The sequence below is a fragment of the Alteromonas sp. CNT1-28 genome (genome assembly GCF_022348345.1).
In the GTDB taxonomy this organism is placed as follows: Bacteria; Pseudomonadota; Gammaproteobacteria; order Enterobacterales; family Alteromonadaceae; genus Alteromonas; species Alteromonas macleodii.
Genome location: NZ_JAKREZ010000055.1, coordinates 1 through 16,818, shown reverse-complemented (window position 1 = coordinate 16,818; position 16,818 = coordinate 1). Strand labels below are relative to the sequence as shown.

Genomic DNA, 16,818 nt, shown 5'->3' with positions numbered 1-16,818 from the left:
TCACGTCTTTCTGGACAGCATAACAGCCATTGATGACGGACTAAGCCTGAACCAGCTCAGAGGCGGTGCAAAAAGTCTGACCGTACCTGAACTTAAAAAAGAGCTTGCCCTTTATCATCAGTTAGCGCCATGGCGCACGCAAATCAATGGCGTTATCGATGGGCTTAATCTGTCTCTTAAAAATCGACAACACTTCGGTGAGCTCATCAACTATTACGGTAGTAAACTCAAACGATTCAAACGCGCACAGCAGCATCTATGGTTGCTATGTCACCTGACAGAGCGGATACAACTGGCACTGGAACGGTTAACTGATGGGTTCATTTACCATATCCGCAAGCAACAAGAAGCTGCCAACACCTTTGCACAACAAGCAGTGTTCCTGTCCTGGCAGTCAGCCGCGGACAATGTCACGAAAGCGGCAGAGTTACTGCATCTGTTTGTGGATGAGAACATTGATGATAATCAACCCTTCTCAGTAGTCAGACAACAGGCATTGAAGGTCATGAATGACAGGGATATCCAGACCCTCTGCCTTTACCTGAAAAAACAGAAACGGACCGTGGAAGAGTACCAGTGGCAACATTACGATGAACAATGCAATCTCCTGGAGCAACTGTTAAGGCAGGTGTTCTTGTGCCTTGAATGTGAGGCCGGTAAAGGCTCAGAAGCCGTCGTCGCCCAACTTCAACAGATGCAGACGGAAATCGCATTCGGTGGACCACTGAAGACGATGGATACGTCGCTCATCCCGAAAAAGCACCTCCCATGGTTGGTTAAACAGGATAACGTTAACCCGCAACGTTACGAATGGCTGCTCTACCGGCAGTTAACCTCACGACTGAATGGACGCATTTATTTGCCAAATGTTACCAAATACCGCGCACTGGAAGACGACCTGATCCCCCAGACATCGCAGGATACCTTGCTGGCCTCATCAACACTGGACAGACTAAAACAGCCCGCAGAGTTATTGTTACAGGAGAAACAACACCGGCTGGAAAGTGCACTCAAAGACGTTGCTCTCCATATTGATGAGGGAGACAATCGAAATGTGATCATGAAAAATCGTACCGGTACCCGCTGGCGTCTGCCGACCAAAAGCGCTACATCTCTGGTCAACAATCCCTTTTTTAAGCGAATGCAACCGGTCGGTATCGCGGATGTACTGCGGTATGTAGAGCGCGAAACCGGGTTCATGAAATGTCTGACTCATGTACTTCCGATACAAAAACAAGGGTTCACTCATCAGGATGATTTACTGGCCATTCTGATTGCCAACGCCACTCACCGTGGTGTGTATGGCATGGCGCAGATCTCCGATCGAAGCTATGAACACCTGAGTACGGTGCAGGCCAACTATATCCGGCCTGAAACGCTGCATGACGCCAGCGACGTGATCAATAATGCGGTTGCAGCGCTACCCATCTTCCGCCACTACCATATTCAGGAGGACCAGCTGCATGCCAGTGCGGATGGTCAGAAATTCGAAACCCATCTGGAAACCTTTAAAACCCGGTACTCCTCTAAGTATTTCGGCACCAACAAAGGGATCACGGCCATGACACTGGTGGCCAACCACAGCGCCCTCAATGCTCGGATCATCGGTTCCAACGAGCACGAATCACACTATATTTATGACCTGTTACAATCCAACAGCAGTGAAATCAAACCTGACGTACTCTCGACAGATACACACGGTGTCAATCATGTTAACTTCGCCTTACTGGATCTATGCGGTTACAGTTTTGCACCGCGATACGCGCAGTTCAGTAGTGTCATCAATGATCTGTTTGACGTAACTGAAAATGAACACGGCGGCACCAACCTTGCCCTGAAAAAGCCCATCAGGACGAATGTCATCGAAACGGGATGGCAGGATATTAGGCGCATTGTTCTGTCACTTCAGACAAAGCGAACGACACAGGCAATGCTGGTAAGAAAGTTGTCTGGTTATCCTTCGGGGCACCCGACATTACAGGCGCTGACGGAGTATAATCGACTGGTCAAAGCGCAATATTTACTGGATTACATAGACAATGCCAGTTTGCGGCAGTACGTTCAGCGTGCCCTTAACCGGGGAGAAGCGTGGCACTTCCTGAGACGGGCTATTGCGTCGGTGAATGGCGATCAGTTCCGAGGCAAAAACGAGAGTGAAATCGCTATCTGGAATGAATGTGCAAGATTGCTTGCCAACGCGATCATCTACTTCAACTCCGCGATACTGAGTCATCTGCTGGGACACTTTGAAGCGAGAGGAGATGAAGAGAAAGCGGGTATCACTCGTGCTGTTTCGCCCGTTGCGTGGCAAAATATCAACTTAAGCGGAACGTATAACTTCACTAATACTGGGAAATTGCCCTTAGGCTCCAAGCTGAAAGTAAACCACCTCCGCAGCCATTTATTGGTGTGGTCTACAGAGGATTATGTCTTTTTAGAGGGGAAAATCCCTAGAACCCCACAGTGGTCCATTCTCATGTCCTTTGTGGTCCAGAAAAAAATCCTACTGTGTTCCTATGTCAAATCAGCTAATGTTCCATCTGATGGGAATATGCAGATGTAAAATCCCATCTACAGGGACCAGTCAGAATTCACAAATGGAACAAAGAGTGGCAAACGGGTGGACCAACCTATGTGATCATTCTGGACCACAGCTTCTTTTACTGAAATGAACAGGCTTTTTAACGGGACAACGACGAATCTTTGTCAAAAGGAGGTTTTCAGGTTTAATTCAAATTGGTTACTGAGATTAAGTGCTAAGATTAATTAATTACTAGCGAGTATTTTCTCAACCGACAGTTACAGTAAACCGGCAAACGACAGTTCTCTAGGTGACGCGATGAACAGATTTATTCAGGGCTCGATTGAGCCAACAGAAATTACCGAGCTATTGCAGCGCGTAAACGACTGGTTTGACTCAGAGCAAGCAACAAGGATTTGGTTCAATACTGAGCGCCTCGCTGCATTCGACAATTTAACACCACGGCAAGTAGTAGAACGATATCAAGCCAAAGGAATTCACGAACTAAACAACTGGATTACGGAAAGAGAATTTGGGGGATTTCAATAACTTCAATAAGCCCGAGCGCAGAGTAACGCCCCGTCACCTGATAGTGAATCATTTTGACGTATTTTTTTTGGCCCTGAGATGTTAGATAATTGGGGGGACATGGGCAGACTTTTGTGTTTTATGATAAGTGGTAATTCGTTTCAAAAAACGTTTAATGAAATAGTCGATAAGAATCTCGAAGACGCCTCGTCAGAGTCAATTAAAACCTTGGCTCTAGCTATTTGGTACGAGAATTTTATTCCTGACGTGTCGTTAGTTTGCGATCCACAACATACCCAAAGAGCTGGTTACTTGCTTGAGAGATTGTTAGCTTTTCATTGTGTTGCTCCCGTTGTACGCGAAAATTTAAGAGAGGCGGTTCATCAGCTAGAGATTATGGTTAGCAAACGTTTAGAGATGCCGCCTTTGAGTTCCGTTATAAATAATAATCGACTCCCAGGGGATCCGTTGGCCAAACGTTGGGGACTACAAGAGTCTCTTAAAACACATATACAATCGCTTTTACCCTATCAAACCAGGCATTACATACATACTAGCAAGGAATGGAAATAGCTTAATGAATTCACAAACGGCGGTGCGTTAAAAAATTATGTCGAATCATATAGATAGTTCTTCTGCTTTAAAATTGTGCATAAAAATTCTAAACCACTGGGGATGCACCACTTCACAAAAAGCGTCCATACTGGGATTATCCGAGTTCACTCTTCATAAACTTATCCTAGACGCTGAATCCCCTGACTTGACTACCGAGCAACTCGAACGTTTGAGCTATATAGTCAATATTCACATGGCCCTAAAGTCAACGTTCTCTAACATTGAGAATGTATACGGCTTCATGTCCATGAAAAATCATAATGAATTTTTCAGCGGGAGATCGCCACTGTCTATCATATTTGAAAAATCGAGCTCAATTCATTCTTTACGTGAAGTATACCGACGTATTGAATCTATCGGTAAGGCTTAATCGCTAAAAACTACCATTTGGCATTCACTCGGACCTTTAAACCAGAGCTCGTTAATTAGTTAATAATTCAACTCAAAGTATCTGGAGAGTCTGCATTAACCTTGTTGAGCATCAAGGTATCTACGGACGTCGCTTAAATGAGTTACGCCACCTTCTAACATGACCTCTAATGCCGACCTATTGCTAAAATCCTTATTAGGTTTCAGAGGCCACGCACTAGCTTGTTCGAGCGTTGGAAACAGAGTTCGTAGAGCTTTGTAAATACCCAGAATGTAAGAAATTCGTTCTAATGTATCATTTGGCAGACTTGAAACGTGGCCATTTTTCCAATTGTAAAATTCTGATTTTGAAGGTTTACCCAGGAGAACTACTTGATCTTCGACTTTTACTTGCCATGCATTCATAATATTAAAAAAAGTTGAGATTGCAACTTGAGCAGACTTTTCGGCTAACTTAGATTGCTCTAAAGGGGACATTTCAAAAATCTCCAAAAGTAAATGGCAACTAAACCTATTTATATTTTTCAATGCACAGGTGACGATAAGGGCTGTAACACCAATATGGTAAATACTCTTTGAACAGTTTTATGATTCCACCCCTGCGCTTATCAGGCCTCAACACATTGTAAACCCCTCGAATACGGCCATTTTCAAGCGTTTCCAGATCAAGATCGAAGGTACAACATAAAATCATTTTATGTAAAGTTGGCGGAAACAGCCATAATCAACTTACGATTCTGACATTTTTGCTAGGGAGTAACTATGAAGATAATCAAGAAACAGTCAGTAGATACGGTAGTCGATCGAGTTTGCGATGTTTGTGAAAAAAGTTTGTATGTGGATGTCGATGGACAAGCTTTTGAAGAGTGCGGAGAACTGCGGGCTAAGTGGGGGTTTGGCTCCAAGCAAGATGGCCAATGCTATCAGATAGATCTCTGTGAAAGTTGTTTTATGATTGCTTTTTACGCGCTTAGGGATAAACGTAAGACAGAATTAATGTTTGGCGATAAGAACGATTCTACTGACGAAAATTTTGGCTTGAAACTCGACTGTTGAATTCGTGCCGCCATAATTAACTGTTTCTGATTTTTCGTTGAATTACGGATACAAAGAAAGCACTTGCTTTCATAGTGATTCATTTTATCCCCCATAATTTATGACTTAGTTTGATTTATCATATGCCAGACAAAAATCTGAATAACTGCTCAAAATAGGTTTATCGTTTTGTAGTTATTTTTCGCGTTTACCATGCCGTATGTATTCATGAGAAGGAACATCAAGTGTACAGATAAGCCCTTCATTCTCCTCCTGAAATCTTTCAGAATGAATATCAATCATCTGAACGAAGTAAATCAATGCACTTCTGGCTAATTTTAACGTCTCAATAGCTTCTGAAATGAACTTGCGCTCATCCATATGCTCAATACAACCAGATGGTTCAGTCCTTGCCACACCAAAGTCATGAAGTACCGTGAATCGATGAGTTGAGGAATTTCGAACATCTTGCTTGGATTTCAAAAATCCGGTACTTTCCGATAAGTCATTTGCAATTTCAGTAATGGCAAGTAAAGCCGTATTACCTTTCACTATTTCTTCTTCCACCTCAGGCCGATAGGTGTTCCTATTGGATTTACTTGACTTGTACCAAGCCGTTTTAAAAGAAGCTCTTCGTGCGTTCTCAATATTAAAAAAAGAGAGAGAGGCGACTGCAATTTTGTCTAACAAATCAAGTGAAGCCCGCTGTGCCAATGTTAACAATGAAGATCTGACCCCGTAATTAGCGTAATCCAGAGTATCGGCATATGAGCCTGTTTCAGTTTGTTTATCTTCAACCCCGTCAAAGAGCAATTTACGGGCAAGAATATAATCGGCTTTCATTACATTGAACATCGCGAAAACCTCTGGAACTTGGTATTCACTTCCTCTCGGTAGTATTACCGAATAGATATTTAGCTCATCCCATCTTTCCTTCTCATGCGCATATCTCTGTATAGTTGGGGACAAGGTAAGCGAGTGCCTTAACACAAAATTTTCATAGGCGTCTTTTGGCTTTGGAGATGATGTACAATCGCCATTTGGGATATCCTTAATTGCTTCCAATATGCCTTGTACCGCCGCTCTTCCACTGTATTTAGCAATGCTTTCGATGTTGGCTCTAACATGCGTCGCTAGACTTTCAATTTCCGAAACTAACAAATCTTCATTGCCCATGTTGTTCGAATAGGCGTAACGCAATATTTTTAGTGCTCCAGCGCTCGCTGTTCCATTTCCGGGATCTACCAACATGGCTTGCTTATATGCATCATAGGCTTCAACCCACCGGTATGAAGACCAAAGCAAATTACCTAAATTCGTAAACGACTGAGTTTTTATTTCCTTGCTCGTTTTGTCATAGCATCCAACTCCGTAAAAGAGTTGTCTTGCTTTCAATCTATACTCGTAAGTCACCTGATACCACTCAGGACATTTCAACACTAAAGTAGTTGCTAGCGCATGATATCCATTCGCAAGATTGTACAAAATGGATTGATCATCGGGTAAAAGAGAAGAAACAAATCCCATTACTTCTACCCCTTCTTTGACGTCTTCGTGGCTTTTTGTGGCAGCGCCAGCATCAATTAGAATGGCCCCTTTAAGCAACAGGAAGCTAGGATCACCACTGAGTTTTTTTGCTTCTCTAATGGCGATGATTGGGTTGTCTTCTAGAAGACCATTCAATATTGATTTCGCCTCGTTAAAGTCCACACAATCTCCCTATTAGCTTTGGCTGGTTCTTATTCTTGAACTAACTGTCTAACATACCTCAACTTTGCTTGAAGCGCTTACGAACTGTTCTAACAGCATCACCAGTCGCCAATTTATCGACAGGTAAATCTAGAACAACATTTATAATGTCTGCGACAGCGTTATTGCTAAAACGAAAGCCTGTTTTTAAATCATTTGGCTCATCAAAACGTCCATCAAATGACAGAACAAAATCTTTTATATCTGATTCTCGGCCATTAATCACATACTCTGGGTATTGTATATGTGTTGGATTTGGTTGCGCGTCTTCAAAGTCTGCAATAGCAGATACCAAGTCCGCTATACTAGGCCAATATTTCAGGTCATATTGAAATGTCAAAGATTTCAACTTTTCAGAAACATGCCACTTGTACAAATAGTTATCTGCACTAGCCTGTTCGATTAAATCGTCTATGAATTGATAATCAGGTTTTGAAAACCCTGAAACTTCATATAACTCAGATTGGCGCTGTAACTTAGCAGATAGCTTTGATGCTAATTCAACTATATCTTCTTTTAGTGCTCGTAACTCTTTTAGGTCGTCTCTGGCGTTAACTACATCTTCTTTACGGTAGTCGAAGCTGCACCAAATGTGTTCCAGTGTCAGCCATATAAACGAGTTGTGAGGCGGGTATCCTTCAAATTTATCTGAATAGCCAAAAGCATCAACCAGCTCTTTAAACGGAAGCTTTAGTTCATCTGCTCGCGCTATCATTCTTTCCATTACGGGCCAATAAGTCATCCAAATAGGGCTATCGCTTTTGTAACTGTCAAGTTCTCGTTGGATAAAAGCTTTGCAAAATAGTGTTGGGTTGTCATTAGGAAGAGTCATGTTAATTATCCATTAGTTCTAGTTTTCCCAGCATATTTACATTGGAAAGATTCGTCCGTATCTGAAGCATTTAAATATTATTTCCTTTAGATCGGTGAAGCAAAGATCTCGGCGAGTGCGGTGCAATGTTAGTTGACTACAAAGCGGGTAAGTCACGTCAGCCAGCACTGGTAACAACCCTCACCAGCATTCCAAGGCAACAAAAAAGCCCCACCATCGAAGGGCGGGGCTTTGGATTCAAAAAAGATCCTAAATGGTTTTACCCCAGTCCTCTAAAATTTCTTCAAAATCACCAATATCAAATTCTTCTGATTCTAAAGGCTCATACATCCTAGTATAACCAAACCCTTTGTTGAGCAATTCATCACGCTGAGCTTGACTCTGGAGACCTTCTGGTAATATCAACATCCCTTCACGGCTTCCATATCCTTTTACTAACAATATGCTTTGAATTCTTTCACCAGACTCTAGCTTTATAGAAAAATCATTAATGATCTCGATATTCAAGATTTTACTAGCTTGAAACCAAAAGCTTCGAAGCTTCGGATAATTTGATTCTCTACTCATTTTCTTTCTTCTCAGGAATATGATTAACCGGGCCAACATGCCCATGAGGCTCTTGTCCGTGTGGTCTATTAGGATGACTTTCAAGTCCTCTTACTTTATTGGCAGGAAAGGGATCTGGCAACTCTGCATTTAATTCAGAATATGCATCCATATCACCTTGTGTGACACCTCCGCCTTTTTTTATCCATTTTCGCCATATCGACTAGCGCTTGCTTCTCTTTACTAAATGCTTTGATAGCCTTAGCCGCTGCGTCTCCTACTACAGGGACAATACCAGCTACAGCGGCAACCCCATTTGTTAGCGATGGTTCTGCCGCAAAATCAGCAAACCCTTTTACATCTCCAACTACAGGTGTGAAATCAATTGCAGTTTCTGCAACAGCCGAAGCAGACGGCATATTCGCGCGAATTATTGGTCCTAAATTAGTTCCGGTAGTGTTGCGTGGATTTGTCGATGGCGAACAACCGCCAGATCTACTGCATGAAGCCATCCCTGTAGGATCGGTATATTTGTAGGGATTATTATTCGCATACGCATATCGATTAAAACTATGTACATCGCGGAATCCAATTGGATCATTCGAGTAAAAACGACCTATGACTGGATCATAGTATCGTGCCTGCATATACATACAACGACACTACTAACCATAGAACATAATTAATAAATCATATTTGTTACAGTACCTTAGTAGTATAGCTGGGACAGTGAAGTCTGCACGGCTTCTGCTCAAAAAAAAGCCCCGCGATTGTCGCGAGGCGATTGACGTAGGATGGCAAAAGTTAAAAGCTTTCTATATCACCCTCTGTTGATAACGCAGAATTTAAACCTTTTTTTGATTTTGAAATAACTCAAATGCGACTACGGTTGGAGACCAGGGCTTAGTTTTTTTTTCATTTTTATACTCAGCCATAAAAAAATCACTGATATTTGTTATGCTTGAGTAATTTGAATCTTCAAGGTCAAGGTCAAATTCGTATACGTTACCATCTTGGCTAACTAACACCCCACAATAAGTATTTGCACTATCAGGAAAAACTTTTACTAAAACACAATTGCACACATCGAAATCAAACTGTTTCAACTGCTCGTAAAAATCACCATTAATTAGCTGATGATTCCAAAATTTTTCATTCAGTGCATGTATTTCTGCTGTTGATTGGGATACGCGATTCATTTATTGATCCAATGTTCCTGGGAACGCAGTTTCTAAGTTCCCTTTTTTATCCGTTATTACAGTAAAAGTCTTGGTTGATGAGCCACCAAATTTACCCGCAACGTTTCCTACCACTTTGTCAGAGGTAATTGTTCGTGCAAAGTTGCCAGATTCAAGTTGGCGAACTGGCGACTTAACTACATCTGCACTTTGTAAAGTATTTTTTAACTCACCGGCACTAATTGTAAACTGACTTTTACTCATACTTTTGGATGGATTCAAATGATTTTGCATTGTATGTACGAAACCTTTGTTAGAAACGTTAATTCTTGACTGAACGATTCCCGGCGATATTTGTATGCCAGGAGTCTTCAATTTCATACCTGAAATTCGTGTACCACCTGCCATAGATGCTACTAGACCGATCGCATTATTGATCGCCAACTGTTGAACGCTTACTTCTTGGGGGATGGGTTGAACGTCCGAGGGGTCTGTAAATAGTGGATCTTTGGCAGCTAAGCTTGCGTCCTGCCCATCAGGGTCTACGTACTTATAGGGGTTATTGTTGGCATAAGCATACCTATTAAAATTATACACATTTTTGAAACCTACCGGATCATTCGAATAAAATCGACCTATGACTGGATCATAGTATCGTGCCTGCATATAGCTTAAGCCCAATTCACTATCGAACTTGTGTCCCGCATAGCCTATTTCATTACTAGCAGTCTCATAAGTATCTCCAAATGGCTTATAGTGTCGTCGACTGTTGTTAATAAGTGTTCCACTACTGTTAGATTGCGCCGTAGTGCTGCCTAGAATATCAGTATGAATAAAACTTGTTGATGAACTAGAATCTTTTGCTATGAGACGACTTCCAATATAAATGTAGTTTTTCCAAACGCCATTACTCTCGCTAAAGAGAAGCTTTCCATCTTGACTGTAATGATAATATGCCGTGCTCCCGCTCTTCGCAGACTTTACTCGGCGGTTGAATCCATCATAGGTAAATGAAAATCCGTTCGCCGCAGTCATCTGATTCGCCAAGTTGTAACTCATACTAAAGTGACTGTTATGAATAATATTGCCACGAGTATCGTAGTTAAAGTAACCATAGGCTTTTGCTTTGCTTCCAGAAGAACTGACACTTTTAAGTCGATTTTGGTTTGAATCAATTGAATAGATTAATGACCTATTAAGGGTGTCCAAACGCGTGATATTACCTAATCCATCATAACTTATAGAGGTGCTACCTGCTTTTGAGCCTCCGGTGGTTGACTTAAGGCGATCTAACCCATCATATGTTAAATTAGTGAGGTTATAACCACTGTCAGTGCCGTCTAGAATACTTTTTATGTTTGCATTGTTGTCGTAGGTATAATCGAACCATGCTAAACGAGTTGTACCCTTCATATCTGCCATACGAGATGGCAGATTACTCTGACCAAATAGCGTGGTGTTGTGTGTAACGCTATTGCCGTAGGTAAACTGTTTTATGACTCCATGAGGATAAAAGTCTATATTGCTAGCAAAAGTTCTTCCCGAACGGTTAATGTTTGTGGGCTCTCCAAACGCATTTGGAGTTAAGTTGACAACTCGATTTCCTCCCGGGTAGGTGATACCGCGTAAATGTAAATTACTATTGTAGTGATAATCTACTTTCAGTGCTCCGCTGCGTCCAGGTATTACAACAGACTCGCTTTCGACTAAGTTTTGATTGTTGTAAGTGTAACTGCTAATTACACTGCCCGCTTTCAGAGTTTTAATATTACCTACGTTATCAAGTGTGTAGTCAATGTCGGGAGAGCTATCGGGGTAGTTTACATAGCGTAAATCCCCCAAGTTGTCATAACTAAAGTCAACTGCGTAACTCGGCTTTGAGCTCGAGCAGCTGCTCACAGTACCATGAGCTTGCCACTGAAGTTCTCCCAAAAGATTGAAGCTGCTTCGAACATTACCAATATCTTTCCGCGAGACTAAGCAAAGATTATTGTTGCTATCATAAAAACGGTTTTCAGTCTGTGACAGACTGCCACCACTTTGCGTAATACTTTTTACATTGGCAAAGGTATCATAAGTAATATCGGTAGTGACTCTTTCTGGAGACTCTATCATCGTAGTTGTTTGATAACTCGGTGCCGCAAAAGAGCGATACGAAATTTTTGTAGAATTGCCATTGGCGTCAACAACCTCTAGAGAGTTGTCTGCAAGATAGTTGTATTGAGTAGTGCCCAACCCTGATACTGATTCCGTACTCAAACGGCGAATGGCATCATAAGTCTTTGTCGTACCACGAGACTCACTGCTACTTCCACTTTTGAATGATTCAAAAGTTACCTGGTTGTTGGCATTGTAATCAAATAGTTGATATCGATCTTCTGCACTTCCATTAATTCTTCTTTTCGTCAGCCGATAGAGTGCATCAAACGTTTCTGTAGTCGTAATTGAAGTACTCCCACTACAAGCATCCATCGCAGCATTTAAGGTACAATGTCGAGTTGTTCTAACCAGACCTCCACTACTTAGATAAGAATAGCTGAATAACTGATCACGCCAATTTCCATCACTAACAGACGTATCACTTTCTAAGTCCATTGCCGCAATTAAGCCAACTTTGTCGTACCTATAACGATTAGAAGTACCATTGAAATCTGTAGACGTTATAACCCAGCCGTTATTGTCTACCACTTTCGTCATTGACATTGTACCGGTTGTATAACGATTGGGGACCCTAACAGTTTGTGCAATGCCACGTTTGTAATTTTCAAAGGTTATTCGTCGCTTGGCTCCAGAGGTGTTCAAGTGCAAATCAACATGCTGCAACTGACCTTTTGACCCGGTTGCGCTGTGGTAGCCAGAATAAGTCTTACGTGTTGTTCCAAAGTACTTTTCGTCTTTTACTTGAAACCGATAGGAAGTGTTAGAAGAGGTCGCGCTATAATAAGTTAACTCTGATAACCTCTTATAAGATTCGTTATTTATACTTACATCTACAGTAGTGGGTTTATTGAGAACCCAAGTAGCAGTGTTGTGCGCAAACCCTTGTTTAATTCGCCGATTACCACTCGGACCGTCCTGCTCAATCAATTGAGGCTTTTCGTAAGTATTAAAATTACTGAAAATTTCTTTATAGTCGGTGCTGATGCCCTCGTCTTGTAAAGAAATATGTTTCTCTACTAATCGAATATGCTTACTAGAAGAAATTGCCTTATCATAAGCATATTGCCCAGAAAATTGTGGGGGTACAGGATTTGTCATGTACTCTGGAATAGCACTTACCCACTCTTTAGTATTTCCGTAATCGATTGGGCTAACTGCAAATAATGACTTAGAATAACTCACTAAATTAAAGTTACTATCGTATGTCGCACTATATAATTGCTGTCCGTTGAGATATCCATACCGCCGATCACTAACGGCCAAGTTGTGACTTCCATCAGGATTGGAGACCAACGTAGCGTTAACATCTGCAATATCTTCTTCGATAAAACTCACATCAGCATATGTTGGCATGCCGTCTATTTCTAACGTAGCATTGTTTGGTTTAGTATCCCCATAAAAGTATCCGTTGATATCGCTATAATTATAGGACCAAGGATAAATAGTACCTCCGCCGAGATTTAGTGTCTTTTTGCTAAGAACAAATTGTTGACTAAAAATTTGCAGCTCATAACTTTGATATGGACCACCTTGTCCAAAGTGGTTATGTTCAGGAAGCTTCGGTACAGCAGCTTGGCCTACACATCGCTCCTTTAATGCGAAACTACCAACTGCTCCACCTGGATGAGTTATCGTAATAAAGTCGCCATTAAGAGCGGCCGAACACATTGTGGCAAAAGTGCCATCAATTTGCGTATTCTCGGCAATTCTGTCTTGTCTCCAGAATTTCGCACTCGAATCTGGATATGCGAACTGCCACTTGCGGGCGTCAGGGCGAGTCACTGTTTTCAACCTATAGACACTGCTATTATTAGTTGCTGTAGGGGCGTCATACGAATAGGTCCACTGCCTGCCATTGGCTACTACAGACTGAACACGTGCATCGGCTCCTGAGGTAAAACTGACGTCTATCGTGCGTGCGTCCGATGATGTGATTTTATCGAGGTTACCATTAGTGTCGTAACTGTATTTTACCCAGTTGCCAAATCTATCTCTGATTTCAGTAACCTGCATAAAAGCATGCACAAGCTGCATGCGGGTTTTTTCGTTAGGTAGACTTTCTCCGCTAATAGGAGGAACCGTACATTGAGGAATACAAGCTGGAATAGATACAAGAAAAACATCTTTAAACGATTTTAATTTTTTAAGGTTACCGAATGTATAAGCTTTTCCATCAGGAAGTGTAACTCTAAAACCATCTACTCCATTTACATCGACGCATTCAATTTTCCAAAGTGAAGTTGTTTTTTTAACCGTTCCATCCTGTAAGATTTTTTGACTGCCAACCCCAGGAATACTAATTGTGTCACCTTGCCAATAATCTTCTTTCTTAAGTTCGAAGTTATATCTAACCGTTCCTTCTCTTATTAACTTGTGGAAGTCGGGATTTGCATTGAGACCTCCTGAGCAAGCCTCGTTACGATACCATGCAGGTTGAATTCCAAACTTCGCTGACGTAAGAGTTCCGTCTAACTCAGTTACGTATGATGTCCTAACATGGGGAATGGCTAAGCTCCAATTGCCAAGTTCTCTAGTAGCGCCAAACCAATTTCCTGTGTCGTGCAAAGTTCTAGTTAAAGATACATCTATGTCGAAATTACCGGGTATGGAAACATCTGTATGTTGCCACGAAACTGTACCAGTATAGGGATCTATATGGTCCCCCATTAGCTCAGTTGTCAGTGTGGGAACATCGGTTGTAACGTTATTTAACTCATTAAAATTATACGTGAAGGTTTTGGGCGGAATATAATTTTCAATACTATCTTCAAACCCAGGTCCTCCAGGATCGATGACACTTACGCTTGCACTAACTTCACCTTTAGCAGACGATTTACTAGAGACTTGGCTACTCTCGGAAGAGAAGGCCATAAATGTGAAAATGATAATAAAAAGCTTTATGTTAGGCAGGTTTTTAAAACCAGAGAAATAAGAGTGGTTCATAAAATTCCTTTTTTGAGATATAGACTTCCAATGTCGAAGTTGATAATTAAGTGCATGATATTCGCAAAAAAACAAGAACTATTTCACTAGGCGCGATAAAAAGAAATGAGACACCAGCAGTGAGTTGAATCCGTATTCGGATTTCAAGAATATCTAACGCTACAGGCTTGCGATGACTAGTAGTAATAATGGCTTATGAAACTAGAGGTTTAGAGCATCACGTGGACTCATATTTACTCTTTTTATATAGATAAGGATTTTGCAAAGTGCATAGCTTCTAGGTCTACATATTTACATTAGGGGAGTTAGTACAAGTAAGCGTAGCAAATTGACGCCATATCCAGACCGTTCCAAATTTTCAAATCACTTTCGAAGATTTTACCTCTTGTACTCTAACGTACCGGGCAATAGAGAGCAGGTCTAACTTTCACCCATAAATGTCAGGGCAATATTAACTCTGGCCCTCAATTAAAGTTGGTGATTTAGACACTGTAAATAGCCTCTATAAGTTACTTAGGATGGGTCACAGGAACAAAAAAGCCCTCATGAAGAGGGCTTGGAATTTTTAGCTAACAATGACCAGCGGTTATTTCCTAGTTTGCCAATAAACCTCCATGGTTTTACATCCCCTGTCAAAGAACAGGAACATTATGGCCAAATAGCAGAGTGCTGGTTGGGTTGTATGCATCATGTTAATAAAATTAAACGTAGTATCTAACATATTAAAAGGCCGTTTGTCTGTTAGCGCTTGATGCGAGGGCTATGAAGTGCCCTTATTTCATTTTTATTTAATTTTTTTCACTGCGATTTTAAATAGCCGGACGCTTCTCAACGTTCAATCTTATTATACGATACTATGCGCGTTATGCCGCTCTTTTTTTGAACAGATGGAGCTAACTCCCGATGTTATTTTTCAAAAATGGAAATACATCAGTGTAATCGAAAAAATCACGCCCAGGTGTTAAGGGCTTTTCGTTTTCCAATGCCCGTTTACTGCTTTCGTAATCATCCGGCATGAACGTTTTCACTGTTACTACTCGAGAAACCCCATCGAATTTATTCGGCTTAATTGTGTAGCTTAAGGGTATATAAAAGCCATCGATAATAACGTATTGCTGTGTTTGAGAAGATAAACCGTTAGCAATCGCTTTGTATTCATCAAGTGTGTACCCCTCACCGTTTGCCCCATTGTTATTACGAGACAATTCAAGCGCAGCAAATAATAGTGGGCGAGTCATTCTCTGCAGAAATTTCCAAAGGTCCGATGGCGTTTTCACCTCGTGACCGCACCGCATAATGAGCCTTACAAGCGAATGTTTTGAAAGCTCTACAAAGAAGACGCCAGCGCCCATCGACGTTTTAGGATTAGTAAACGTTAAATCAAAGGCAATTTTGTCGTAACTTTCAATGGGCATGCGAGGCGCATTAAGTGATGCCTTGCTAGAAAACAAAACCCATTCACCCCATATAACTTCCCAATTCTTTGTATCTTTAAAGCGCTGTGAAATCAGTGTGGCTGATGAACGTTCCTTACACCTAGCAAGTACTGCCTTGCATTGTTTGCGATGGCTACCATGAACCACAAAATCCGGCTCACTAAACTGATGATGCAGTTTGCGCATGATCCGGTTCACTAATCCTTTAGCAAGTGATTTATCCACCAGCAGACTCCTTTCTAGCCGTTTTAAAATTTGTACTCGAACTAACTAACTTCACACATAAATTAATCTTTTTACTCACAAACAATGCCGTCACCATCCCTGTCAAACATAAACTCATAAGCTGGGTGGCTTCTTTTGACAGGGGTAATGCCATGGCTTCGGGCTTCAGCACAGGTAATCTTGCCGTTGTTGTTCGTGTCATACCGCTCTAAGGGGTTACTGGCGCCACTAGCAGCAAAATCCATTTGCTCAGCGTGTGTGTCCTCATAGACCATTTCAAAACTTGAGCAATTACTCATAACCTCTTCAAGGCTAGTTGCCTCTGCTCTATCAATCGTTAAGCCATACTTTTTTCTTACAGCAACAACGCTGTGACTAAACCAACACTTATTTCTTTCCGGTAGCCATTCACCGCCGTCGTAGCCACATTTACCACCAGCACCACATCGATTCACGTTAGGCGCTGCTAGAGTTAGATTTAGAGGATCTGTAGCAAAAGCAATCCTCACTTCTGGCGAAGCTTTACAAAGGCCTGAATCATGCCCTTCAGAAACACTGACAATATGTTCGATATCTGTTTCACTATCTGTCTTGAAGTATCTTCCAGTATAGGGGCCGTATACCTTCCCCCCCATTGAGCGGACAATCTCATCTTCTACAGACTGGGGATAAGGGTATTGG

The 16,818-nt window shown here is 41.6% G+C and carries 13 protein-coding genes and 1 pseudogene; 4 read left to right on the top strand and 10 right to left on the bottom strand.

Translation table 11 applies throughout. The features are described 5' to 3' along the window. The 3 genes and pseudogenes from MHN02_RS20525 to MHN02_RS21850 all read left to right on the top strand — a co-directional run. Positions 1-2,362, top strand: a pseudogene (locus MHN02_RS20525) (Tn3-like element ISShfr9 family transposase); the annotation flags it as partial. A 477-nt stretch (positions 2,363-2,839) separates the two neighbouring features. Beyond that, a complete protein-coding gene (locus tag MHN02_RS20520) occupies positions 2,840-3,070 on the top strand; it encodes a hypothetical protein (protein WP_239247853.1) in 231 nt (76 codons plus the stop codon). A 589-nt stretch (positions 3,071-3,659) separates the two neighbouring features. Continuing rightward, positions 3,660-4,034: an antitoxin Xre-like helix-turn-helix domain-containing protein gene (locus tag MHN02_RS21850; protein WP_343212276.1), complete on the top strand. Its 375-nt coding sequence runs from the start codon at positions 3,660-3,662 to the stop codon at positions 4,032-4,034. A 95-nt stretch (positions 4,035-4,129) separates the two neighbouring features. On the opposite strand, the gene MHN02_RS20515 is transcribed toward MHN02_RS21850, so the two are convergent. Next, positions 4,130-4,510, bottom strand: a complete 381-nt coding sequence (locus MHN02_RS20515; protein WP_239247852.1) for an MbcA/ParS/Xre antitoxin family protein — start codon at positions 4,508-4,510, stop codon at positions 4,130-4,132. Positions 4,511-4,795: 285 nt separating this feature from the next. Between MHN02_RS20515 and MHN02_RS20510 the strand changes: the two genes are divergently transcribed. Next, a complete protein-coding gene (locus tag MHN02_RS20510; protein WP_239247851.1) occupies positions 4,796-5,089 on the top strand; it encodes a hypothetical protein in 294 nt (97 codons plus the stop codon). Between the two features lie 174 nt (positions 5,090-5,263). Here MHN02_RS20510 and MHN02_RS20505 read toward each other — a convergent pair whose 3' ends face one another. The 9 genes from MHN02_RS20505 to MHN02_RS20465 all read right to left on the bottom strand — a co-directional run. Beyond that, positions 5,264-6,778: an LA2681 family HEPN domain-containing protein gene (locus MHN02_RS20505; RefSeq protein WP_239247850.1), complete on the bottom strand. Its 1,515-nt coding sequence runs from the start codon at positions 6,776-6,778 to the stop codon at positions 5,264-5,266. 58 nt (positions 6,779-6,836) lie between these two features. After that, the gene (locus MHN02_RS20500; RefSeq protein WP_239247849.1) at positions 6,837-7,649 is read right to left on the bottom strand and encodes a hypothetical protein; all 813 of its coding nucleotides are present in this window, start codon (positions 7,647-7,649) and stop codon (positions 6,837-6,839) included. A 249-nt stretch (positions 7,650-7,898) separates the two neighbouring features. Continuing rightward, positions 7,899-8,216: a hypothetical protein gene (locus tag MHN02_RS20495; RefSeq protein ID WP_239247848.1), complete on the bottom strand. Its 318-nt coding sequence runs from the start codon at positions 8,214-8,216 to the stop codon at positions 7,899-7,901. Further along, complete coding sequence (locus tag MHN02_RS20490; protein WP_239247847.1) at positions 8,209-8,367, bottom strand: hypothetical protein; 159 nt, start codon at positions 8,365-8,367, stop codon at positions 8,209-8,211. Before MHN02_RS20490 ends, MHN02_RS20495 begins: the two co-directional genes overlap by 8 nt. Position 8,368: 1 nt before the next feature. Then, positions 8,369-8,842 carry an RHS repeat-associated core domain-containing protein gene (locus MHN02_RS20485; RefSeq protein ID WP_239247845.1) on the bottom strand — a complete coding sequence of 158 codons (474 nt, stop codon included), beginning with the start codon at positions 8,840-8,842 and terminating at the stop codon, positions 8,369-8,371. A gap of 198 nt (positions 8,843-9,040) precedes the next feature. Then, positions 9,041-9,394 (bottom strand): hypothetical protein, encoded by a 354-nt coding sequence (locus tag MHN02_RS20480; protein ID WP_239247844.1) that lies wholly within the window; start codon positions 9,392-9,394, stop codon positions 9,041-9,043. Further along, on the bottom strand, positions 9,395-14,476 hold the full coding sequence (locus MHN02_RS20475) for an RHS repeat-associated core domain-containing protein (RefSeq protein ID WP_239247843.1): 5,082 nt from the start codon (positions 14,474-14,476) through the stop codon (positions 9,395-9,397). It abuts the gene before it with no gap. Positions 14,477-15,369: 893 nt separating this feature from the next. Beyond that, positions 15,370-16,137 (bottom strand): hypothetical protein, encoded by a 768-nt coding sequence (locus MHN02_RS20470; RefSeq protein ID WP_239247842.1) that lies wholly within the window; start codon positions 16,135-16,137, stop codon positions 15,370-15,372. 71 nt (positions 16,138-16,208) lie between these two features. Beyond that, a partial coding sequence (locus MHN02_RS20465) for an excalibur calcium-binding domain-containing protein (protein ID WP_239247841.1) occupies positions 16,209-16,818 on the bottom strand: 610 nt, incomplete at its 5' end.

Bases quoted from the DNA above. Each gene is read 5' to 3' on its own strand.
- MHN02_RS20520 (WP_239247853.1), top strand. From the start codon at position 2,840: ATGAACAGATTTATTCAGGGCTCGATTGAGCCAACAGAAATTACCGAG.
- MHN02_RS21850 (WP_343212276.1), top strand. From the start codon at position 3,660: ATGTCGAATCATATAGATAGTTCTTCTGCTTTAAAATTGTGCATAAAA.
- MHN02_RS20515 (WP_239247852.1), bottom strand. From the start codon at position 4,510: ATGTCCCCTTTAGAGCAATCTAAGTTAGCCGAAAAGTCTGCTCAAGTT.
- MHN02_RS20510 (WP_239247851.1), top strand. From the start codon at position 4,796: ATGAAGATAATCAAGAAACAGTCAGTAGATACGGTAGTCGATCGAGTT.
- MHN02_RS20500 (WP_239247849.1), bottom strand. From the start codon at position 7,649: ATGACTCTTCCTAATGACAACCCAACACTATTTTGCAAAGCTTTTATC.
- MHN02_RS20495 (WP_239247848.1), bottom strand. From the start codon at position 8,216: ATGAGTAGAGAATCAAATTATCCGAAGCTTCGAAGCTTTTGGTTTCAA.
- MHN02_RS20490 (WP_239247847.1), bottom strand. From the start codon at position 8,367: ATGGATGCATATTCTGAATTAAATGCAGAGTTGCCAGATCCCTTTCCT.
- MHN02_RS20485 (WP_239247845.1), bottom strand. From the start codon at position 8,842: ATGCAGGCACGATACTATGATCCAGTCATAGGTCGTTTTTACTCGAAT.
- MHN02_RS20480 (WP_239247844.1), bottom strand. From the start codon at position 9,394: ATGAATCGCGTATCCCAATCAACAGCAGAAATACATGCACTGAATGAA.
- MHN02_RS20475 (WP_239247843.1), bottom strand. From the start codon at position 14,476: ATGAACCACTCTTATTTCTCTGGTTTTAAAAACCTGCCTAACATAAAG.